Origin of the sequence: Streptomyces sp. NPDC059567 (genome assembly GCF_042735655.1) — a bacterium.
Classification (GTDB): domain Bacteria; phylum Actinomycetota; class Actinomycetes; order Streptomycetales; family Streptomycetaceae; genus Streptomyces.
Genome location: NZ_JBHWBS010000017.1, coordinates 56,773 through 78,659 on the forward strand (window position 1 = coordinate 56,773; position 21,887 = coordinate 78,659).

At 71.6% G+C, this 21,887-nt stretch carries 22 protein-coding genes; 12 read left to right on the plus strand and 10 right to left on the minus strand.

Annotation, left to right across the window (positions count from 1 at the left end; genetic code table 11):
- The first annotated feature begins 12 nt into the window (after positions 1-12).
- Positions 13-1,296 (plus strand): alanine racemase, encoded by a 1,284-nt coding sequence (locus ACFVZW_RS11360; RefSeq protein ID WP_384519691.1) that lies wholly within the window; start codon positions 13-15, stop codon positions 1,294-1,296.
- A 14-nt stretch (positions 1,297-1,310) separates the two neighbouring features.
- Positions 1,311-2,915 (plus strand): amidohydrolase family protein, encoded by a 1,605-nt coding sequence (locus ACFVZW_RS11365; RefSeq protein WP_384519693.1) that lies wholly within the window; start codon positions 1,311-1,313, stop codon positions 2,913-2,915.
- A 235-nt stretch (positions 2,916-3,150) separates the two neighbouring features.
- Here ACFVZW_RS11365 and mptB read toward each other — a convergent pair whose 3' ends face one another.
- Entirely contained in the window at positions 3,151-4,608 is a 1,458-nt protein-coding gene (gene mptB / locus ACFVZW_RS11370; RefSeq protein WP_384519833.1) for a polyprenol phosphomannose-dependent alpha 1,6 mannosyltransferase MptB, read from the minus strand.
- A 29-nt stretch (positions 4,609-4,637) separates the two neighbouring features.
- Positions 4,638-5,099: a hypothetical protein gene (locus tag ACFVZW_RS11375; RefSeq protein WP_384519695.1), complete on the minus strand. Its 462-nt coding sequence runs from the start codon at positions 5,097-5,099 to the stop codon at positions 4,638-4,640.
- Positions 5,100-5,247: 148 nt separating this feature from the next.
- Between ACFVZW_RS11375 and ACFVZW_RS11380 the strand changes: the two genes are divergently transcribed.
- From ACFVZW_RS11380 to ACFVZW_RS11405, 6 genes are all read left to right on the plus strand, one after another.
- Positions 5,248-6,459 (plus strand): pyridoxal phosphate-dependent aminotransferase, encoded by a 1,212-nt coding sequence (locus tag ACFVZW_RS11380; RefSeq protein ID WP_384519697.1) that lies wholly within the window; start codon positions 5,248-5,250, stop codon positions 6,457-6,459.
- A gap of 80 nt (positions 6,460-6,539) precedes the next feature.
- Positions 6,540-6,932 (plus strand): hypothetical protein, encoded by a 393-nt coding sequence (locus ACFVZW_RS11385; protein WP_384519699.1) that lies wholly within the window; start codon positions 6,540-6,542, stop codon positions 6,930-6,932.
- 184 nt (positions 6,933-7,116) lie between these two features.
- The gene (locus ACFVZW_RS11390) at positions 7,117-8,235 is read left to right on the plus strand and encodes a hypothetical protein (RefSeq protein WP_384519701.1); all 1,119 of its coding nucleotides are present in this window, start codon (positions 7,117-7,119) and stop codon (positions 8,233-8,235) included.
- Positions 8,232-9,401: a toxic anion resistance protein gene (locus ACFVZW_RS11395; protein WP_384519703.1), complete on the plus strand. Its 1,170-nt coding sequence runs from the start codon at positions 8,232-8,234 to the stop codon at positions 9,399-9,401. Before ACFVZW_RS11390 ends, ACFVZW_RS11395 begins: the two co-directional genes overlap by 4 nt.
- Positions 9,402-9,617: 216 nt before the next feature.
- A complete protein-coding gene (locus ACFVZW_RS11400) occupies positions 9,618-11,144 on the plus strand; it encodes a substrate-binding domain-containing protein (RefSeq protein WP_384519835.1) in 1,527 nt (508 codons plus the stop codon).
- Positions 11,131-11,721: a hypothetical protein gene (locus tag ACFVZW_RS11405; protein WP_384519704.1), complete on the plus strand. Its 591-nt coding sequence runs from the start codon at positions 11,131-11,133 to the stop codon at positions 11,719-11,721. Before ACFVZW_RS11400 ends, ACFVZW_RS11405 begins: the two co-directional genes overlap by 14 nt.
- A 130-nt stretch (positions 11,722-11,851) precedes the next feature.
- Here the strand turns inward: ACFVZW_RS11405 and ACFVZW_RS11410 are convergent, their stop codons facing one another.
- Complete coding sequence (locus tag ACFVZW_RS11410; RefSeq protein WP_384519706.1) at positions 11,852-13,675, minus strand: phosphoenolpyruvate carboxykinase (GTP); 1,824 nt, start codon at positions 13,673-13,675, stop codon at positions 11,852-11,854.
- Positions 13,676-13,870: 195 nt separating this feature from the next.
- Between ACFVZW_RS11410 and ACFVZW_RS11415 the strand changes: the two genes are divergently transcribed.
- On the plus strand, positions 13,871-14,563 hold the full coding sequence (locus ACFVZW_RS11415; protein WP_384519711.1) for a hemolysin III family protein: 693 nt from the start codon (positions 13,871-13,873) through the stop codon (positions 14,561-14,563).
- Positions 14,564-14,580: 17 nt separating this feature from the next.
- Complete coding sequence (locus ACFVZW_RS11420; RefSeq protein WP_384519714.1) at positions 14,581-15,195, plus strand: TetR/AcrR family transcriptional regulator; 615 nt, start codon at positions 14,581-14,583, stop codon at positions 15,193-15,195.
- Here ACFVZW_RS11420 and ACFVZW_RS11425 read toward each other — a convergent pair.
- From ACFVZW_RS11425 to ACFVZW_RS11435, 3 genes are read right to left on the minus strand one after another with little or no spacing between them, the layout of a single operon-like run.
- Positions 15,161-16,171, minus strand: coding sequence for a glycoside hydrolase family 26 protein (locus ACFVZW_RS11425; RefSeq protein ID WP_384519718.1), 1,011 nt, complete (start codon positions 16,169-16,171; stop codon positions 15,161-15,163). The two genes, ACFVZW_RS11420 and ACFVZW_RS11425, sit on opposite strands and share 35 nt — an antisense overlap.
- A 1-nt stretch (position 16,172) precedes the next feature.
- Positions 16,173-16,817, minus strand: coding sequence for a vitamin K epoxide reductase family protein (locus ACFVZW_RS11430; protein WP_384519722.1), 645 nt, complete (start codon positions 16,815-16,817; stop codon positions 16,173-16,175).
- An 18-nt stretch (positions 16,818-16,835) separates the two neighbouring features.
- On the minus strand, positions 16,836-17,339 hold the full coding sequence (locus ACFVZW_RS11435; protein WP_384519726.1) for a DUF5949 family protein: 504 nt from the start codon (positions 17,337-17,339) through the stop codon (positions 16,836-16,838).
- Between the two features lie 173 nt (positions 17,340-17,512).
- On the opposite strand from ACFVZW_RS11435, the gene ACFVZW_RS11440 reads away from it, so the two are divergent.
- Positions 17,513-17,905 (plus strand): tyrosinase family oxidase copper chaperone, encoded by a 393-nt coding sequence (locus tag ACFVZW_RS11440; RefSeq protein ID WP_384519731.1) that lies wholly within the window; start codon positions 17,513-17,515, stop codon positions 17,903-17,905.
- The gene (locus ACFVZW_RS11445) at positions 17,889-18,755 is read left to right on the plus strand and encodes a tyrosinase family protein (protein ID WP_384519736.1); all 867 of its coding nucleotides are present in this window, start codon (positions 17,889-17,891) and stop codon (positions 18,753-18,755) included. Before ACFVZW_RS11440 ends, ACFVZW_RS11445 begins: the two co-directional genes overlap by 17 nt.
- 83 nt (positions 18,756-18,838) lie before the next feature.
- On the opposite strand, the gene ACFVZW_RS11450 is transcribed toward ACFVZW_RS11445, so the two are convergent.
- From ACFVZW_RS11450 to ACFVZW_RS11465, 4 genes are all read right to left on the minus strand, one after another.
- The gene (locus ACFVZW_RS11450) at positions 18,839-19,135 is read right to left on the minus strand and encodes a chaplin (RefSeq protein ID WP_384519742.1); all 297 of its coding nucleotides are present in this window, start codon (positions 19,133-19,135) and stop codon (positions 18,839-18,841) included.
- Positions 19,136-19,427: 292 nt separating this feature from the next.
- Positions 19,428-19,904, minus strand: a complete 477-nt coding sequence (locus tag ACFVZW_RS11455; protein WP_384519747.1) for a hypothetical protein — start codon at positions 19,902-19,904, stop codon at positions 19,428-19,430.
- Positions 19,905-20,106: 202 nt separating this feature from the next.
- Positions 20,107-20,883, minus strand: a complete 777-nt coding sequence (locus ACFVZW_RS11460; protein ID WP_384519752.1) for a hypothetical protein — start codon at positions 20,881-20,883, stop codon at positions 20,107-20,109.
- 429 nt (positions 20,884-21,312) lie between these two features.
- Complete coding sequence (locus tag ACFVZW_RS11465; RefSeq protein WP_384519759.1) at positions 21,313-21,579, minus strand: hypothetical protein; 267 nt, start codon at positions 21,577-21,579, stop codon at positions 21,313-21,315.
- Positions 21,580-21,887 lie beyond the last annotated feature (308 nt).

The following is a 21,887-nucleotide window of genomic DNA, read 5'->3' on the forward strand; positions in this document are numbered from 1 at the left end:
CGAGGAGGACCCATGCCCGCCGACCGGCCCACCCCACAGCTGGCCAACGAGCGTGTCGACCACCGCTTCAAGGCCCTGCCCCCGGACGCCGAGGGCCTGACCGTCGGCGAGCTGGCCGCGCAGCGCCGCAACCTCTTCACGGGCGGCTTCACCACCCCCGTCCTCGCCCTGTCCGCCGAGTCCGTCGAGCACAACCTCCGCCTCCTGGAGACCTACGCCGAGCGCCACGGCCTCGCCTTCGCCCCGCACGGCAAGACCTCGATGGCCCCACAGCTCTTCGACCGCCAGCTGGAGCACGGCGCCTGGGGCATCACCGCCGCCGTCCCGCACCAGGCCCGCGTCTACCGTGCCCACGGCATCGCCCGGATCTTCCTCGCCAACGAACTCGTCGACGCCCCCGCCCTGCGCTGGCTGGCCTCCGAACTCGACGCGGACCCCGACTTCCGCTTCGTCTGTTACGTCGACTCCGTGCGCGGGGTCGAACTGATGGACGCGGCGCTCACCGAGGCCGGCGCCCGCCGCCCCGTGGACGTCGTCGTCGAGCTCGGCGCCGGCGAGGGAGCCCGTACCGGAGCCCGTACCGAGGCCGACTGCACCGCCGTGGCCGACGCCGTCGCCGCGACCACGACCCTGCGTCTGGTCGGCGTCGCCGGCTACGAGGGCGAGGTCCCGCAGGCCACGCCCGAGCGGGTGCACGACTGGCTGAACCGCCTCGTCTCCCTCGCCGCCGACCTCGACAAGGCGGGCCGGTTCTCCCCCGAGATCGAGGAGATCGTCGTCAGCGCGGGCGGCAGCGCCTGGTTCGACGCGGTCGCCGACGTCTTCGCCGGGATCCCCGAACTCTCCCTCCCCGTGCTGAAGCTGCTGCGCTCCGGCGCGTACGTCTCGCACGACGACGGCCACTACCGGCACCTCACCCCCTTCAACCGGGTCCCGGAGGAGGGCGCGCTGCATTCCGCCTTCCGGCTCTGGGCACAGGTCGTCTCCCGTCCGACGCCCGAGCAGGCGTTCACCAACGCGGGCAAGCGCGACGCCGCGTACGACCTGGACCTGCCCGAGGCGCAGGTGGTCCGCGACGCCCGTACGGGCACGGTCCGCACCGCCGAGGGCATCGCGGTCACGGGTCTGTCCGACCAGCACGGCTGGGTACGTACGGAGCGGGGCGCCGAGCTGGAGGTCGGCGACTGGCTGGGCATGGGCCTGTCCCACCCGTGCACGTCCTTCGACAAGTGGCAGCTCATCCCGCTGGTCGAGGCGGACGGCACGGTCGTCGACTACATCCGTACCTTCTTCTAGAGGAGCCGGTCACCATGGACCTCGTCATCCGCGACGTGGACGTCATCGACGGCTCCGGCGGGGACTCGTACCGCGCCGACGTCGCCGTCGACGGCGGCCGGATCGCCGCCATCGTCAAGGAGGCCGCGGCGGCGGGCTGTCAGCGCCCCACCGCCCGCCGCGTCCTGGACGCCGAGGGCCTCGCCCTGTCCCCCGGCTTCATCGACATGCATGCCCACAGCGACCTCGCGCTGCTCCGCGACCCGGAGCACACCGCGAAGGCCGCACAGGGTGTGACCCTCGAAGTCCTGGGCCAGGACGGGCTGTCGTACGCGCCGGTCGACGACCGCACGCTCGCGGAGGTCCGCCGGGCGATCACCGGCTGGAACGGCGACGGCTCCGACATCGACTTCGACTGGCGCACGGTCGGCGAGTACCTGGACCGCCTCGACCGCGGTATCGCGGTGAACGCGGCGTATCTGGTCCCCCAGGGCACGGTGCGGATGTACGCGGTCGGCTGGGACGACCGCCCGGCGACCGAGGCCGAGCTGGACCGGATGCGACAGCTCGTCGCGGAGGGCATGGAGCAGGGCGCGGTGGGCATGTCCTCGGGGCTGACGTACACCCCGGGCATGTACGCGCCCGATTCCGAACTCACGGAACTCTGCAAGGTCGTGGCGGGGTACGGCGGCTACTACTGCCCGCACCACCGCTCGTACGGCGCCGGTGCGCTCCAGGCGTACGAGGAGATGGTGGCCCTCACGCGGGACGCGGGCTGCGCGCTGCATCTCGCGCACGCGACGATGAACTTCGGCGTGAACAAGGGCAAGGCGCCGGACCTCCTGTCCCTCCTCGACCAGGCCCTCGCCGGCGGCTCCGACATCACCCTCGACACCTACCCGTACACGCCCGGCTGCACGACCCTCGTGGCGATGCTGCCCAGCTGGGCGAGCGAGGGCGGCCCGGAGGCGATCCTTGCGCGGCTCCAGGACCCGGAGACCTCGGAACGGATCCGCCACCACCTGGAAGAGATCGGCTCGGACGGCTGCCACGGCGTGCCGATCGAGTGGGACACGATCGAGATCTCGGGCGTGAGCGACCCGGGTCTCGTGTCCTGCGTGGGCAGGACGATCGCCCGGTCCGCCGAGATGCGCGGCGAGGCCCCGTGGGTCACGGCCCGGCGCCTGCTGATCGACGACAGGCTGGGATCGACGATCCTCCAGCACGTCGGCCACGAGGAGAACGTCCGCACGATCATGCGCCACCGGGTCCACACCGGCGGCTCGGACGGCATCCTCCAGGGCCTCAAGCCGCACCCGCGGGCGTACGGGACGTTCCCGGAGTACCTGGGGAAGTACGTACGCGAGGAGGGCGTGCTCTCCCTGGAGGAGTGCGTGGCCCACCTGACCTCCCGCCCGGCGGCCCGCCTCCGCCTCCCGGACCGTGGCCTGATCCGCGAGGGCTACGTGGCGGACATGGTCCTCTTCGACCCGAGGACGGTGGCGGCGGGCTCGACGTACGCGGCTCCCCGCACCTTCCCGGTGGGCATCCCGCACGTCCTGATCGACGGAAAGTTCGTGATCGAGGACGGCAGGCGCACGGACGTGCTTGCCGGCCGCGCCGTCAGGAGGCGACGGTGACGTGACGGGCTCACCGGAATCGGCCGCTCACCGGCCGATTCCGCTGAGCCCGACGGCGAGTGCGGCGGGCAGCAGGGCCCCGATCGCCTGGAGCAGCACGGTACGGCCTCCCTCCCGCACGTCGGCCGCTCCGAGGTGCCCTGCCGGGAACGCTATCGAGCGGCCACCCGTCGTACGCCCGTCCCTTCGCCGTCCGAGCGGGTCATTGCCGGGTCGTCGGCCTCCCGCTCGCCGTCTACGACGGCCTGGCGGCCCGGTCGGCGTGGGCCGTCCGGGGTGCCGGGACCGACGGCGCGATCCCTCCGGCGGGCCGTGCCCACGACTCCCGCCGCGCCCACACGAGTCCCAGGGCGAGCACCACGCCGGCCGCCACGAACCCGTACCACGGTGTGTGTCCCGACGGCGCCGTCTCGTACACGAGCGCCGCCGAGAAGACGGCGAGCAGCTGCCCCGCCCGTGCGTCCCACGCCACCGCCGCGACGACGGCCGTCCCCCACAGCAGGTACCACGGCTGCACCATCGGCGACAGCGCCACCAGCGCCACCAGCGAAAGCCCCAGCCCCAGCACCGGATCGATTCGCCCCTTCCACGCCCGCCACGCGAGCGCCAGGATGATCACCACGGCCGCGAGAAGCCCGAGCTTCTGCACCACGCCCTTCACCGGATCGGGGTCGTCCGCGAGCAGCAGCCCGAGCCCCAGCCCCACGTCGCTGGTCACCGACAGTGCGGTGTGGATGGCGCCGGCGACGCCCTGCGTACGCACCCATCCGAACCCGGTTCCGGCCACCACCGTGGCCCCCGCGGCGACCGCCCCCGCCACCAGCCCCGGCAGCACGAGCCCCTTCACCAGGCCCACCGCACCCCGTGCGCCACCGTCCCGCCGCGCGACCATCACGCCGATGAAGAGCAGCGCGACCGCAGCGGGCGACTTGATCATCATCGCGAGCCCGACGAGCACGCAGCCGAGCACCCATCGCCCCCGCTTCGCGAGCACGACGCCGCTGAGCATGAGCCCGACCATGAGCCCGTCGTTGTGCATCCCGCCGACGACGTGGATGAGCAGCAGCGGATTGAGCGCGGCCAGCCACAGCGCTCCGCTGCCACCCCCCAGCCCCCGCACGGCCCAGACGATCAGCGCGAGCGCGCCGAGAGCGATCAGCCGCATCCCGAGGACGGCGGGGACGATCTCCCCACCCGTCACCTTCACCACGGCCTGCGCGAGGACGAGGAAGACCGGTCCGTACGGAGCGGGGGTGTCGGTCCAGTGCCCGCCGACGCTCGCCGCCGCGTCCGCCCCGAGGTCGCCGGGGCCGAGGACCGACGGCCCGCCCCCGTACACGTCGTGCCCCTCCAGGACCATGGCGCCCTGCGCGATGTAGCTGTAGACGTCGGCGCTGTAGAGCGGCGGCGCGAGCACCAGCGGCGCGGTCCACCACGCCAGCGTGCCGAGCACCCCCTCCCGCGCGTCCCGCACCCCACGCGCCAGCAGCACCCCGTACCGCAACCACACCGCGACGAGGAGCGTCAGCCCCAGGTACCCGAGGAGCGCGCCGGCCAGGGTCGCCGCGGACCCCCGGGCCGCCCACCACCCCCACGGCTCACGCGCCGGCAGCGTCCCGGCCGTGTAGCCGCCCACCGCGACGGCGAGCGCCCCGAAAGCACCGAGCCACCGGCATCCGGAGGCACTCCACAGGCCGCTCCACCGCGACACGACCGCCTGCCTCACTGCGTCCGCTTCTGTTGCCCGGGGGCGGAGCCCGACTTCCCGGGCTTGCCACTCGTGGAACCAGCGGGCGAACCGCCGGAAGTACCGTCCGTCGCGGTGGCCGACGCGGTCGCCGTACCGGAGGCACTCGGACGGGCCTCGGCCGACGCGGACGAGGAGGCGGACCCGGACGGCTTCGACGCGGACGGTGCCGGTGTGCCGGTGGCACCGGCCTCCGCGCCGTCCCCCGACGGGTCGGCCTGGATCAGCGCGGGCAACCCCGGACGCCCGTCGTCCCCCGTCGGGGTCCCGCCGGTCTGCCCGGAGCGGAACGCGCCGGAGACGACCGCGACCAGCACTCCGAGGGCGACGACACCGCCCCCGGCCAGCAGCCGGCCCGCCCAGGGGGCCCGCCGCGCCGTGGCATGACGGCGGCGGCGCCCGGGGGCGCCTGCGGCACGGTCGTCCTGGTGGCTCATGGCCGCGAATTCTACGGAGCGGCCGCGCGCCCGAGCGCACGGGTCACGTTCCCGGACCCTCGCGCCCCGCCCGCCTGAAGCGCCCCGCCCCGCCCGACGTGTCCCAAAACACGAGGCGCCCCGCTCCGGCCCGCCGTAAGCTCTCGACATGCAGGTGATCCAGTCCACGAAGCTCGCCAACGTCTGTTACGAAATCCGGGGCCCGGTGCTCGAAGAGGCGATGCGGCTGGAGGCTGCGGGTCATCGCATCCTCAAGCTCAACACCGGCAACCCGGCCGCCTTCGGCTTCGAGTGCCCGCCGGCGATCCTCGAGGACGTCCTGCGCAACCTCGCCGACGCCCACGGCTACGGCGACGCGAAGGGCCTGCTCTCCGCCCGCCGCGCGGTGATGAGCCACTACGAGACCAAGGGCATTCCGCTCTCCGTCGAGGACATCTACCTCGGCAACGGCGTCTCCGAGCTGATCCAGATGTCGATGCAGGCGCTGCTCGACGACGGCGACGAGGTCCTCGTCCCCGCCCCGGACTATCCGCTGTGGACCGCCTCGGTCTCCCTCGCGGGCGGTACGGCCGTGCACTACCGCTGCGACGAGCAGGCGGACTGGATGCCGGACCTCGCCGACATCGAGCGGAAGATCACCGACCGCACCAAGGCGATCGTGATCATCAACCCGAACAACCCCACGGGCGCCGTCTACGACGACGAGATGCTCCGTTCCCTCACCGAGATCGCCCGCCGCCACAACCTGGTCATCTGTTCCGACGAGATCTACGACAAGATCCTCTACGACGGCACCACGCACACCCCCACCGCTGCCATCGCCCCCGACCTGCTCGTCCTCACGTTCAACGGGATGAGCAAGAACTACCGGGTCGCCGGCTTCCGCTCCGGCTGGCTGGCGGTCTGCGGCCCCAAGGCCCACGCCACCTCGTACATCGAGGGGCTGACGATCCTCGCCAACATGCGGCTGTGCGCCAACATGCCCGCGCAGCACGCGGTGGCCGCCGCCCTGCAGGGCCGGCAGTCGATCGAGGACCTGGTCCTGCCCGGCGGCCGGCTGCTGGAGCAGCGCGACACGGCGTACGAGCTGCTCACGCAGATCCCGGGCGTGACCTGTGTGAAGCCGAAGGGCGCCCTGTACCTCTTCCCGCGGCTCGACCCGAACGTCTACAAGATCAAGGACGACCGGCAGATGGTCCTCGATCTGCTGCGGACCGAGAAGATCATGGTGGTGCACGGCACCGGCTTCAACTGGCACGAGCCGGACCACTTCCGCATCGTCACGCTCCCCACGGCCACGGACCTGGCGGACGCCGTGACCAAGATCGGCCGCTTCCTGGACGGCTACAGCCAGCCGTAGCCCACCCACACCGGACCGCACTCAACTTTAGATCGAATCTAAGCTAGGATGGCCGCAGAGCTACTGCAGGAGGCCGTCCCATGTACGAACCGATCCGCACGAAGTCGGTCCACCGGATGGCCGACGACGACCAGAACGCGTACCCGCACCGCTCCCGCGAAGAAGAGCTGGACATCCAGCTCGCCGGACATCTCGCCGCACTGCTCGCCGTCACGGACGAGCTGGGCGACACGGCGGCCGGTGAGCTCATCGCCCGGCAGGTGGCGCGGCTGCGCGGCGCGCCGCCGGCCCGTCACGCGGGGCTGAGCGGCTCGAACACCCGGTCGCTGCACCGACGCGCCCACGCCCTCGCGGGCCGAGCCCTGGTCGTCGCCGCCTCCCGGGCCGACACGGCCGTCGCGATCCTCGCCGCCGAGCGCATGGACGCGCACACCGCGGCGCTGACCTCCCCCGAGCTGGTCAGCGCCCCCTGACGGCCCCGGGCCGCGTGCCGGGGAGGCGCGCGACCCGGGTGCCACCCAGTACCGCGGCCACGGAGCCATGCCCGCCGGGCGGCGCACCGCCACCCCCTGCGCGGACGCGATCGCGGTACACGGCGCTCCGGTTCGGTACCGGGATCGGGCCTTCACCCGCCGTCCACCCAACTCCCCCTGGAATGTGGGCTTCCGCGAGCAACCTGCACCTGTGAGACGCATTCTGGGAATCGTCCTGGCCGTCCTGCTCCTCGGCGGCGTGGCCGTCGCCCTCGTGGCAGGCGGCGACAAGGACAAGAGCACGGCAACGAAGACCGTGCGAGGAGTCATCGGATCGGAGAAGGCGGAGTTCTTCGCCGATCCCAAGGTGGTGAAGGCCCTGGCCGACAAGGGCTTCACCGTGAAGGCGGAGACCTCCGGGTCCTGGGACATGGAGCAACTGCCGCTCGACGGCTACGACTTCGCGTTCCCTTCGTCCAAGGCGCCGGCCGACGAGCTGCGGGCCAGGACGAAGGTGAAGGGCGCCGTGCTGCGCCCCTTCTACTCACCGCTCGTCGTCGTCGCCCACAGCTCCGCCGCCAAGGTCCTCGCCGACAACGGCCTGGTCACCCTGGCCGCCGGAGGCCGCACCGGCACCCTGCGCATGGGCCCCTACCTGGAGGCCGCGAAGGCCGACCGGACCTGGCAGCAGCTCAAGGGCGCGGCCGGACACCCGGAGCTGAGCGGCACGGTCTTCATCACGTCCACCGACCCGGTCGCCTCCAACTCCGGCGCGCTCTACCTCGCCGCGGCGAGCTATGTCGCCGACGGCGGCAAGGTCGCGGGCGACAAGGCCGCGGTGGACCGCACGGCGCCGCTGCTGCGCAAGCTGATCCAGGTGCAGGGCGCCCAGCAGTCCGGCTCGGACGCCCCGTTCCGCGACTTCATCAGCGGTGTCGGCAACCAGCTGGTGCTCGTGTACGAGTCCCAGGTCGCCTCCCCGCTCCTCGCCGCGCAGGACCTGGGAGACCTGGTGGTGCTGTACCCCGACACCACGGTGATCAGCGACCACACGGTCGTACCGCTCAGCGAGGACGGCCGGGCGCTCGGCGAACTGCTCACCTCCGACAAGGAGTTGCGCGAGCTCGCGGTGGGCCACGGCTTCCGCCCGCAAGGCGCCGCCGCCGAGTTCACGGCCGCGACCGCCACCCTCAAGGACCGCCTCAACCAGACCATGACCGGAGTCCGCCAGGCGCCCGTGCCCACCAGCGAGGTGCTGCACGAGATGGCGCGGCGGGCCCGAAACCAGGGGGACCCCGCATGACCACGCCCGAAGCCCCGTTGATCCTCACCCCGCCGGAGCCGGTCGCCCCGGTCCGTGCCGAACAGGCCTCCGGCCTCGTCCCGCTCGACGAGTCCGTCCGCACGGAGATGACCCGCAGGGCGGTCGAGTACGTCGGCTCGCTCGCCGGGCTCGACACCCGCTCGCCCGAGTTCGCGGGACGCATCGGGGAGATCGCCGCGCTCGGGGCCGGCGAGATGCGCAGCGCCGCGGCGCAGTCGAACCGGATGCTCGACCGTACGGTCCGCTCGCTGGCCGACGGCGGCGGCGACGCCCAGTCGCGGGTCGGCTCCTCGCTCGTGGAGCTGCGCCGCACGGTCGAGGACCTCGACCCGCGCGACACCCCCGGCAAGGGGGCCCGGCGGCTGCTGTCCAAGCTGCCGGGTGGCAACAAGCTGCGCGACCACGTCGCCAAGTACGCCTCCTCCCAAGGCACGCTGAACCGGATCGTGGGGTCGCTGCGCGGCGGCCAGGACGAGCTGCGCCGCGACAACGCGGCGCTGCAGACCGAGCGGGCCAGGCTCTGGGAGACCATGGGCAAGCTCCAGGAGTACGCGATCCTCACCGAGGCCCTGGACGCGGCCGTGGAGGAGCGCATCGCGCTGAAGGCGGACCCGTCGGCGGCGGACGCGCTCCGCTCCGACGTCCTCTTCCCGGTCCGCCAGAAGCACCAGGACCTGCTGACCCAACTCGCCGTCTGCGCTCAGGGATACCTGGCGATGGACGTCGTCCGCCGCAACAACGACGAGCTGATCAAGGGCGTCGACCGGGCGGCGACGACGACGGTCTCGGCGCTGCGGATCGCGGTGATGCTCTCCTCCGCGCTGGAGAACCAGCGCAAGGTGGTCGAGCAGGTCAATGTGCTGCGCTCGACGACCGAGGACCTGATCCGCGGCAACGCGGAGATGCTGGCGACCCAGAGCGGCGAGATCCAGCGCATCGCGGCGGACCCGGCGGTCGGCGCGGAGACGCTGCGGACGGCGTTCCAGCAGATCTACCGGACGCTCGACGCGATCGACACGTACAAGGTCCAGGCGACGGAGTCGATGGCGGCGACGGTCGAGTCCCTGACCTCCGAACTCCAGACCGCCGGCGCCTACCTGGACCGCACCCGCCGCAAGAGCGCGCTGGAAGGCGGCCTGGAATGACATCCTCCACACCGGGGCCCGGCAGACCGACACCGGCCGCCACCCCCGCCGACGGCACCACCGCCCGCACGGGCTCCCGGCGCGCCCGCCGCCCCGCCGCCCTGGCCCTCGCGCTCGTCGCGCTCATGGCCGCCGCCACCCCCCCCCCCGCCCCCGGAGGCCGCGAAGACCGCCGCGGGACACAGGCCGGCCCCCCCCCCCCTCGGGCCGTCGGCGATCGGCCCCGCCCCCCCCCCCCCCCCGGCGGGGGGGGCCGCCGACGACGGCGGCGGTACGCAGGCCGGCCCGCCCCGCACGCTCCGCGTCCTCGCCTCCTCCGAGCTCGCCGACATGGAGCCCGTCCTCGAAGAGGCGCGCAAAGCGACCGGGGTCACCGTCAAGCCCACGTACTCCGGCACGCTCGACGCCGTCGAGCAGATCGCGTCCGGCGCGGCGGACAGGTCGTACGACGCGGTCTGGCTCTCGTCCAACGACTACCTGCGACTGCGTCCCGACACCGCGAAGAAGATCACCGGCGAGACCCCGATCATGACCTCCCCGGTCGCCCTCGGTATCCGCCCGGGCGCCGTGACCCGCCTCGGCTGGGATCCCGCCAAGGTCACCTGGTCGCAGATCCACCAGGCCGTCGCCGAGAAGAAGCTCGGCTACGGCATGACCGACCCGGCCCGCTCCAACTCGGGATTCTCCGCGCTGGTCTCGATCGCCTCCGGTCTCTCCGGCGCCCAGTCCGCCCTTACCGAGAAGGACGTCGCCGCGGCCACGCCGAAGCTCAAGGAGTTCTTCGGGGGCCAGAGGCTGACCTCCGGCTCCTCGGGCTGGCTGGCCACCGCCTGGTCGCGCCGGATCGACGTCGACGCGCTGATCAACTACGAGTCCGTGCTGCTCAATTCGCCCGAGAAGCTTGTCGTCGTCCGCCCGGCGGACGGTGTCGTCACCGCCGACTACCCCTTCACGCTCCTCACCTCCGCGAGCCCGGAAGCGAAGCAGGCGGCCGCGAGCCTCACCGCCCATCTCCGCACCCCGGCCGCCCAGCGGATGATCACCAACCGGACCCTGCGCCGCCCGGTGGTCCCCGGTGTGGAGCTCGCGGAGCCGCTCACCGCCGACCAGCGCCGCGAACTGCCGTTCCCCGGCAGCCGGTCCGTCGCCGACGGCCTCCTCGACGCGTACGAGAACAAGCTCCGCCGCCCCTCCCGCACCGTCTACGTCCTCGACACCTCCGGCTCCATGGAGGGCGAGCGGCTCACCCGGCTCAGGTCGGCGCTCGCCGAGCTGACCGGGGACTTCCGGGACCGCGAGACGGTCACCCTGATGCCCTTCGGCTCCGTGGTGAAGCAGGACGAGGTCCGTACGTACACGGTCGACCCGGCCGCCCCGAAGACTGCCATCGACGCCATGCGCTCGCAGGCCAACGGGCTCTCCGCCGCCGGCGGCACCGCGATCTACTCCAGCCTGCAGGAGGCGTACGAACACCTCGGCACCGCCCCCGACGGCGACACCTTCACCTCGATCGTGCTGATGACGGACGGCCAGAACACCGACGGTGAACCGGCCGGCGCGTTCGACTCCTTCTACAATCGCCAGCCACCCGCCCAGCAGCGGACCCCGGTCTTCACGATCCTCTTCGGGGACTCCGACCGCGCCGAACTCGACCACATCGCGTCCCTGACCGGCGGCCGGCTCTTCGACGCCACCAAGGGCTCGCTGGACGAAGCCTTCGAGGAGATCCGTGGCTACCAATAGGGCCGTCGCCTTCCTCGAATCCCGCAAGAACCTGACCGGCTGCGCCTGCGGCCTGGCCGGGCTCGCCGTCACCTTCACCGGTGCGGCCGGCTCCCTCTGGCCGGTGGTCGTCGCGGGCCTGTACGGCGCCGGCGCGCTGATCGCCCCGCCCGAGCGGCCGCCCGCGCCGGAGTTCCCGGACGCCGCGGAACAACTGGACGCCCTGCGGGCGGACTTCACGACCCTGCGCGGCTACCTCGCGGAGGTCGAGCTGCCGCCTGCCGCCGCCGGTCGTCTCACCGAGCTGGACGCCCTGGTCGAGGCGCTGCTCGCGCCGGGCTGGGTCAGCGATCCGGAGCATCTGCACGTGCTCGCCCGGGCGGTGCGCCAGGACATTCCGGAGGCCGTGGACACCTTCGTACGAACGCGTTGGTGGACCCGGGTCACACCGGGTTCCGAGCCGCCCGAGCGCCACCTCGAACGCCAACTGGGCGCCCTCCACGCGGAGGCCGCCGAGATCGCGGCCGCCCTCCAGGACGCGGAGGAGGTACGGCAGCGCACGCACACCCAGTACCTCGAAGACCGCCGCAATCTCTGACCGAAAAGCACCGGCCCCCGAGGCCGTGAGGGGGCTTCGGGGGACCGGTGTGCATCGTGACGAGCCGTTCGTGACCCCACTGGTCAGGGCGGTGTTCGGGGCGACCCGTCACGAGTCATGACGTGCGGGATCAGCCCAGGCGCTCGACCAGCGCGCGGTACTCGTCCCACAGTTCCTTCGGGGTGTGGTCGCCGAAGGTGTTCAGGTGCTCGGGGACCAGGGCGGCCTCCTCGCGCCAGACGTCGCGGTCGACCTTGAGCAGGAACTCGAGGTCCTCCGCGGGCAGCTCCAGGCCCTCGGTGTCGAGCGAGTCGACGGTCGGCAGGATGCCGATCGGGGTCTCGACGCCCTCGGCCTTGCCCTCCAGGCGCTCCACGATCCACTTCAGGACGCGGCTGTTCTCGCCGAAGCCGGGCCAGACGAACTTGCCGGCGTCGTTCTTGCGGAACCAGTTGACGTAGTAGATCTTCGGGAGCTTGGCGGCGTCCGCGTTCGCCCCGACCTTGACCCAGTGGGCCATGTAGTCGCCCATGTTGTAGCCGCAGAACGGCAGCATGGCGAAGGGGTCGCGGCGCAGCTCGCCGACCTTGCCCTCGGCGGCGGCGGTCTTCTCGGAGGCGACGTTCGCGCCGAGGAAGACGCCGTGGTTCCAGTCGAAGGACTCGGTCACCAGCGGCACCGCGGAGGCGCGGCGGCCACCGAAGAGGATCGCCGAGATCGGGACGCCCTTGGTGTCCTCCCACTCGGGGGCGATCGTCGGGCACTGCCCGGCCGGGACGGTGAAGCGGGCGTTCGGGTGGGCGGCCGGCGTCTCGGACTCCGGCGTCCAGTCGTTGCCCTTCCAGTCCGTGAGGTGCGCGGGGGCCGTCTCGGTCATCCCCTCCCACCACACGTCGTTGTCGTCGGTGAGGGCGACGTTGGTGAAGACGGAGTTGCCCCAGAGGGTCTTCATGGCGTTGGCGTTGGTGTGCTCGCCGGTGCCGGGCGCGACGCCGAAGAAGCCGGCCTCGGGGTTGATCGCGTAGAGGCGACCGTCCTCGCCGAAGCGCATCCAGGCGATGTCGTCGCCGATGGTCTCGACCGTCCAGCCGGAGATCGTGGGCTCCAGCATGGCCAGGTTGGTCTTGCCACAGGCGGACGGGAACGCGGCGGCGACGTACTTGGACTCGCCCTGCGGCGGGGTGAGCTTGAGGATCAGCATGTGCTCGGCGAGCCAGCCCTCGTCACGCGCCATGACGGACGCGATGCGCAGGGCGTAGCACTTCTTGCCGAGCAGGGCGTTGCCGCCGTAGCCGGAGCCGTACGACCAGATCTCGCGGCTCTCGGGGAAGTGCGAGATGTACTTGGTGGAGTTGCAGGGCCACGGCACGTCCTCCTGGCCCTCGTCCAGGGGGGCGCCCAGCGTGTGGACGGCCTTCACGAAGAAGCCGTCGGTGCCGAGCTCGTCGAGGACGGCCTGTCCCATGCGGGTCATGGTGCGCATGGAGACGGCGACGTACGCGGAGTCGGTGATCTCGACGCCGATCGCGGAGAGCGGCGAGCCGACCGGGCCCATGCAGAAGGGCACGACATACATGGTGCGGCCACGCATCGAGCCCTGGAAGATGCCCTTCTCTCCCGCGAAGATCTCCTTCATCTCCGCCGGGGCCTTCCAGTGGTTGGTCGGGCCCGCGTCCTCCTCCTTCTCGGAGCAGATGAAGGTCCGGTCCTCGACGCGCGCGACGTCGGTCGGGTCGGAGGCGGCGTAGTACGAGTTCGGTCGCTTGATCGGGTCAAGCTTCTTGAACGTGCCCTTGGCGACGAGCTCCTCGCAGAGGCGCTCGTACTCGGCCTCGGATCCGTCGCACCAGACCACGGCGTCCGGCTGCGTGATCGCCGCGATCTCGTTCACCCAGGAGATCAGCTCCTGGTGCTTGGTCGGAAGGGTGGTGGGAGCCGCGTTCTCGCGCGCCACGATTGCTCCTTGATGAGGGGTTTTTAGATGTCTGCCCCGTGGGGGCTGCGACCCGGATGCGTCGTAGCTGCTCATCCGGTGCCGACCGCACTCATTTGATCATCCGACGCATACGCCCATATGTCCAGAGGGCCGCACACGTGAGCATCGCCACTCCTATCCGGGACCTACGGGGGCGTAGGTAGCATTCGGCTCATGACTTCAGCCGTGCCGGACGTGACCCGGACAGAGCGCACCTCGTCCCACCCGCATCTGCTGAAGCCCAGGCTCAGAGGCTGGCTGCATGCGGGGATGTTCCCGGCGGTGATCGTCGCGGGTCTCGCCCTCGTCGCGCTCTCCGACTCCCCCCGGGCCCGGATCGCCTGCGGGATCTACGTCCTCACGGCCTGCCTGCTCTTCGGCATCAGCGCGCTGTACCACCGCGGAAACTGGGGGCCGCGCGGCGAGGCCGTCCTGCGGCGTCTCGACCACGCCAATATCTTCCTGATCATCGCGGGTACCTATACCCCCCTCACGCTGCTGCTCCTCCCCGACTCCACCGGGCGGCCGCTCATGTGGGCGGTCTGGGTCGCCGCCGCGGCCGGCATCGCCTTCCGGGTCTTCTGGGTCGGCGCGCCCCGCTGGCTGTACACGCCCTGCTACATCGCGATGGGCTGGGCCGCCGTCTTCTTCCTGCCCGACTTCATGCGGGCGGGCGGCATCGCCGTCCTCGTCCTCGTCATCGTCGGCGGACTGCTCTACAGCGCCGGCGGCGTGATCTACGGCATGAAGCGGCCGAACCCCTCCCCGCGCTGGTTCGGCTTCCACGAGGTCTTCCACTCGCTGACCCTGGCGGCCTTCATCGTCCACTACGTCGGCATCTCGCTGGTCGCCTACCAGCACGCGTGAGCCCCACAATGGCGGCCATGGCCGCCGAACCGACCCCTCCGCCCAGCCTGCGCGAGCGGAAGAAGCTCAGGACCCGCGCCGCGATCCGCGAAGCCACGTACCGGCTCGTGGCCGAGCAGGGATACGAAGCGGCCACCGTGGAACGCATCGCGGCGGCCGCCGACGTCTCCCCCTCCACGGTGGTGCGCTACTTCCCCGTCAAGGAGGACATCCTCCTCACCGACGAGAGCGACGCCGTCCTCGACGCCCGGCTGCGGGCCCGGCCCGCCGACGAGGAGCCGCTGGAGTCCCTCCGCGCCGTCGTCCTCGACGCGGTCGCGACGGCGCTCGCCGACGAACCGGCGGAGACCCGGCTGCGCGCCCGCGTGATGGTGGAGGTCCCGGCCGTACGGGCCCGGCTCACCGAGACCGCCGCCGAGACCGCGCAGCTGCTGGCCCGCGCCCTCGCCGAGCGCACCGGCCGTGACCCCGACGACCTGGAGGTACGGGTCTTCACCGCGGCGGTCCTCGGCGCCCTGCGCGAGGCGACCGTCTACTGGGCCGAGCGCGGACAGAGCGACGACCTGGTCCGACTCCTCGACCGGACCGTCGACACGCTCAAGGGAGGTCTGTCGCTCCGAGCGCTCCCCTGACGACCTGCCCCGACTCCGGATTGTCCGGACACGCCCACACCCCGTGCGGGCAGTAGTCCGTGAACGTCTGGTAGACCGGCCGGTGCCGCGCGAACCAGTCGAGCATCCCCCGTACGTACGCCGGATTGTCGCCGTTGCGGAAGAGCCCCCACTCCGGGTACGAGACGGGCTTGCCGTGCTCGGCGGCGAACCGCACATGGTGCGCGAGCCCGAAGTCCTCGGTGACCTGCCCTTCGAAGGAGAGCCCCTCGGGCTGGTCGTAGGCGTCGAGCCCGATGATGTCGACGTGCGCGTCACCCGGGTAACAGCGCGGCCACTCCACCGCGTCCCGCCCCCGGCTCGCGGTGAAGTCGAAACGGAACCGCTGTCCCGGCACCGCGCGCAGCACGTCCACGACCCGCCGCCAGTACGCCTTCCAGCTCTCCGGGTCCGGTCCGCAGCGATGGCTGTAGGTGGTGCCGTTCATCTCCCAGCCGAGCACGAGCACCGCGTCGGAGAGCCGGTTCTCGACGAGCCTCTCCCCCAGGATCCGGAAGTGACCGTCGTACGCCCCCGCCGCCCCGCGCCGCAGCCCGGCCCTGACCTCGGCGTCCGCCAGCCCTTCCTCGTTCCGGTCGAGCAGCGGCACGTTCAGGACGAAGAGCCGACCCGGCCCCTCCTCCTTCCACCGCGCCCACGGCTCGAAGAGCGCGGCGTGGCCCTCGATGTTGGACCAGCGGTCACCGGGCAGATAGGTGTGGCCGACGGTCAGCGACGCACCGCCGAGCCAGCGCTGCACCTCGGCGATCCGCCGCACGCCCGTCTCGTCGGAGCCGGTGAAGAAGCCGGACGGCACCGTCACCGGCGCCGGGTCGGGCGGGGCCGGCTCCGCGAGGTGCCGGGAGCCCGGCGCGATGCGGTCGTCGGGCAGGACGAGCGCGAGAACGGCCGCGAGCAGCACGATCAGTGCGGCCCGCGGCCAGGAGAGGAGGGTCACGTCAGCTGGTCCAGAAGTCCCACCATCGGGTCAGGATCAGCATCCCGATGATCCCGATGTGCAGGACGGGCAGCGCGAAGGTGAAGTCCTCGAAGAACCCCTTCACGGCGGCGGGCGCCGGCAGCACACCCGTGCGGACGTTGTGCGAGGTCACGTACCAGAACATGAGGATCGTGGCGGTCCAGGCCAGGCAGCACCAGAGGCAGAGGGCGTTGATCTCGTACAGCGACTGGTGCATCAGCCAGGTGCAGAACCCGACGCCGAACAGCATCCCGGCGTTCAGTCCGAGCCAGAACCAGCCGCGGTAGCGGCCACCGGCGAGGACCCCGGCGCCGATGGCGACGACCATCCCGTACGTCACGAGACCGAGCATCGGGTTCGGGAAGCCGAACACCGCCGCCTGCTCGCTCTTCATGATGTTGCCGCAGGACACGACCGGATTGAGGCTGCAGCCCGGCTGGAAGTTCGGGTCCTCCAGGAGCTTGAACTTGTCGATCGTGATGACCCAGGCGGCCAGCACCCCGGCCGCCCCGGTGATCATCAGCAGCAGGCCGAGCGCCCGGCCCGCGCCGATCGTCCCGGCGTCCTCCCGGGCCTCCTCCTGCCGCTGCCCCGGCACCCCGCCCCGTACGTTGACCGTCGCCATGACGTGCCCCCTCTCCGCTCAGCCCTGCAGCCGCCGGACGGGCAGCAGAAGGTGCGCCGCGGCCCCCACGACCTGGTCGTCGGTGACGAAGGACTTCAGCCGCTCCGGCGCGACCGCCTCTCCGGGCACCGCGTCGGGCCAGGGGCGCACGGAGCAGATGAGGTAGGCGTGCCCGTTCTTGTGGGCGGCCGCCTCCCACTCCGCCGGGACCGGGATCTGCACCTTCAGGAACGGCAGGGTGAGCACGGCCCGCTGGGCCTCGACGAGCAGATGGGCACCGGTCGCCCGCTCCACCGAGGTGTCGACGACCCGGTCCCCGAGCGGCGCGCCCATGCCTTCGAGGGCGGCCCGCATCGCCTCTTCGCCGGCCTCGGGGCCGTCGCGGCCGTCCCCGAGCGAATACACCATCAGAAAGGGAGTGACGGGCATGTCGGCGGTGGGCCCGACGGTCCACGGAACGACGGTGAGCGTCCCGAAGGGGGATTCGCTGCGCGCCGAGGAAACGACATTGGAAGAGGTCATGAATCCTGATGCTAGTGGCCGAACAGCCGTCACCCCGGACCGAATTCACTCGATCGGCCGACATTCATCCCGCTGGCATGTCGCTCGCAACGAAGTCGGGTTTCCATCGTTGTGCCCTGAGGGCTTTCCCTGCCTTCGGCACGGGAGCCCCAGCCGACATCAGGAGATCCTTCATGATCGTCCCGCGCCGCGTCGCATTGCGGTCCCTCTTCACCCTGACCGTCGCCGCGTTCACCGGCGGCGCGCTGGCCCGTATCGTCACCGCGCCACGCCGGCCCCCCGTCGCCTCCGGCGACACCTTCGACGAGATGTACGGGGGCCGCCGCATCCAGGCCCGCCCCACCTCCGCGGGGGTGCAGGAGGTCCTCGTCGACGGCCGGCCGCTGCATCTGATGCGCTGCGCGGACGGCGGCTATCTCACCCCCATCGACCACTACCAGACCTATCCGACGCCGCTGGCGGCCACCCGCGCGGCCGTGGACGAGCTGGGGTCCGCCCCGCTGAGCCGCTTCGCCGCCGCCCACGGTGCCCACCCGGGAGGGAGCTCGCGTGGTGTACACGCGTAAGAACCAGCGCGATCTGACGAGCGCCGAGCGGCGGAAGTTCGTCGCCGCGGTCCTGGAGCTCAAGCGGACGGGAGCGTACGACGAGTTCGTCCGTACGCACATCGACTACTACGTCGCCGACGGGGACGACCGTCTGCGCGTCGCCCATATGACGCCCAGCTTCCTGCCCTGGCACCGCAAGTTCCTGCTGGAGTTCGAGCGCGCGCTGCGCGGGGTCGACTCGACGGTCACCGTGCCGTACTGGGACTGGACCCGGGACAACACCCCGGCGGCCTCTCTGTGGGGCGAGGACTTCATGGGCGGCAACGGACGGCGCGGCGACTTCCAGGTGACGACCGGACCCTTCGCGTACGCGGGCGGCCGCTGGACCGTGAAGCACAACATGACCGAGGGCCGATTCCTGACCAGGGACTTCGGCCGCCCCTCGGATCCGATCGCGCTGCCGACGAAGGCGCAGCTCGACGAGGTGATGAAGGAGACGGTGTACGACGTGGAGCCCTGGAACTCCACGAGCGGGTCGGGGTTCCGCAACCGGCTGGAGGGCTGGGCCCCGGGCCGGGGCAACGACCGCTTCCGCATCCACAACCGGGTGCACCGCTGGGTCGGCGGTCTGATGCTCGGCGGAGCCTCCGTGAACGACCCGGTCTTCTGGCTCCACCACTCCTTCGTCGATCTTCTCTGGTCGCGCTGGCAGCAGCGCAATCCGCGGGCCGGCTATGTGCCGGTGCACCCCCCGCGGCTGGGCGAGTCGCAGTACCGCCGGATCGCCGCCCGCGACGAGAAGATGGGCCCGTGGGGTGTCACCCCGGCCGAGATGCTCGACCACAGCGGGATCTACCGCTACGCATAGCGGTGCGCACGGCCCACCGGCGTTCGGGAACGGAAGCGGCCCCCCGGCCGGTGAGCGGGGGGGCCGCTCGGTGCTGAGAGGGATCAGCCGCCGTAGCCACCCTCGTGGCCACCCTTGTGGTCACCCTTGTGGTGATCCCCGTCGACGTTCGCGCACTTGTTGCCGAACGCCGGGTTGAGCAGCCCGCCGATGTTCACGGTGTTGCCGCAGAGGTTGATCGGGATGTGGATCGGGACCTGCACGACGTTGCCGGAGGCGACACCGGGAGAGTGGGCGGCAACGGCCTCGGCGCCCGAGTCGGCGACGGCCATGCCGGCTCCGCTGAGGGCAACGGCACCCGTGCTGGCGAGGACAGCGGCAGCCTTCGCGATGCGAGACATCAAGAACTCCTTGAAGGTGGAAAGGCGACCGCGAGAATGACGGCCGACATTCCCGTTCAACGCCGCAATGGCGCACGGGTCACGGCCTTTAGGCCGGACGGGACGGAAATGATGTGGAGAAGGCCCGCAGACCACCCGAACGCACGCCGTCGGATACGGCGGAGCGAACCTGTGGATCTGCGGGCCACGGCCATGCGACAAGCCTTCTGTTGTAACGAGCAACGACCCCTCGGGTGGCGGGGAAGAATCGTGTCTTCACCAACCGGGTCATTGGTCGTACAAAAGACCGCCGTCAGGCCGTCGGCTGCGCCAGACCCGCCTGGGAATCGAGCGCTCCGCTCACCGCGGGGGTGAGGATGCCGACCTCCGGCACGGCGAGGTCCGGCAGCCCGAGCCGGTCGCCGCGCGGCGCGACGACGGCGTTGCCGACCGTCGCACCGGGCGTGGTCGCCTTCACGGGCGAGCTGGGAGTGGCGAACAGCGCCTTGCCGGGCTCGCTTCCCTCGATGACCTCGGGCAACTGAGCGGCGACGACGGTCTCCGGGATCGTGCTGGCGACCGGAACCCGCGGCAGGGTGACGTCCGGCAGGAGGCCGGACTGCCCCTCCTGGAAGCCGGTGGGTCCGCCCGGCACGGGCACCGGGACGCCGGTGGCCACCGAGGGGGCGTCCATCGGGATCACCGGCTCCAGGCCCTGGAGCGGAACGATCACCGGTGCCTCTGCGGCGGCCGCGGGGGCGGCCATGGCCGCCGAGGCGAGAGCGGTCATGAGGATTCCCATGCCGGCTTGAGATCGCAGATTCATGACTGCGTGCGCCCTTCAGAGCAGGTGACGACGGTGCTGTGGTGATGCGCTCTGAGAAACGAGCCCTCCGGAAAGAACGTCGCGAAATTCGCCTGTGTGCAGCAACGCGGAAGGTCCTCACCGGTGACGGCGAGGACCTTCGTTGACGCTACGTCAGCACGAGGCGTCAGTGACGGCGTTCGGGCCGCCCGGCGCGCGCGACACGTCCGGCGCGGAGGTAGACGACCGATCCACCGATGAGCAGCGCGGCGCTAACGGCGGCCGCCCCCATGAGGGCGGCGTCCCCTCCGGTGTCGGGAAGTTCGGGCTTACCCGGCCCACCGGGCCCACCGGGATGCGTCGGCGGCGCGGTCGTCGTCGGCGGCTTCGTCGGGTGCGTGGTGGGGGGCTTCGTGGGGGGCTTCGTCGGCGGGTGCGTGGTCGGCGGCTTCGTCGGAGGTTCCGAGTGCGTCGGCGGCTTCGTCGGCGGCGTGGTGGGCGGCTTCGTCGGCGGGGTCGTCGGCGGCTTCGTCGGAGGCGTGGTGGGGGGCTTCGTCGGGTGCGTCGTGGGGGGCTTCGTCGGCGGGTGCGTGGTCGGCGGCTTCGTCGGAGGCGTCGTCGGCGGCTTCGTCGGAGGTTCCGAGTGCGTCGGCGGCTTCGTCGGGTGCTCGCCCGGGTGGTCCGGATTCTCGTGGCCGTCGTCGTCGCCGTAGCCGTCGGGCTCGTCCTTGCCCGGGTGGGCGCAGAGGTCGCCGACCGCGACCGCGGCGGGCCCTTCGAGATGCACGGGGTGCCCGCAGAGGTTCGCGGGAAGGGGGACCTGAAGGTGGTGCCCGGTGTCGGGGTGGGGTGAATCACCCGGACCGTCTCCGGAGTTCGCCGCCAGGGCGAAGCCTCCGGTCAGCGACAGGATGCCCGTCGCGGCCGCGGCTGTGAACAGCTTCCGGCTGATGATGGATCGCATACCGCTCTTCCTTGGAGAAAGGGAGAGACCGGCGGGGATGCCCCCTCACTCCGACCGGCCTGTCCGCGCACTCAGTGCGTCAGTCGCTGACGGACTGGTTACGGAACGTCAGGCTCATGGACACCGGGCAGATGCGCGCCGCGGGCTGCGGTGCGAGGTCGAGCGCTGCCGTCCTCGATCGCTCCATGGGCCAACCTTCCGTGGGGGATTGGCGAGAGCGTAAGGAGCGGCACACGACGGAGAGCCGGGACCACACGGCGGCCGATCGGAAAATCATTCTATCGGCCGATCACAGTGAGTGGCGGCCCGTGCCGGTGGGAGCGTCCGCCTGCCGGCGGAGTGAGGGGGCGATCCGGGAGGGGCAAGACCGCGTATCGCGGTCGTCCGCGCGGGGGACGTGCGCGGTGGAGCGGTGCTGCCGAGGGTTCGTCAGCCGCCGAGCGGGAGGCCGCCGATGAGCGGCGCGCTCTGGGTCGTCTTGTTCAGCTGGTTCGCGGTGTCCCCCACGGTCTTGACGACGGAGCCGTCCGTGGTGCTGCTGAGCGCGTCCGTCTTCAGGCCCTCGCTGGCGAGCGTCGCGAGACCACCGTTCAGGCTGGTGGGGACCGCCATCGACTCGGCGGCCATGGCGGGCGCGGCGGCACCCAGAGCCATGACGGAACCGGCGACGACCGCGGCAACCTTGGTGGGCTTCATGAAGGAGTCCTTCCTCTATGGCGTGATTTCGCAAGCAAGTCGCTTGCTGTGCAGGGCTGTTGGGCATTCCCGCACGTCGTTCCTGTCTTCTGTAACGAGGGGCGCGGCCACCGGAAACTCCGGGAGGAAGGATTTCTCGACACTGCACCCGAAGGAAGGGGCGCGGTCGTATTTGCCGATCGGATACGCGAAACGCCCGGGGGGGGCCCGGGGGGGCGGGCCGCGCGCCGCCGGGGGGCGGCCGCCCCCCCCCCCTGCCTGCTCGGGCTGCTCTCCGCCGCGCCCCCTGCCGACCCGGCCGCCGTGTC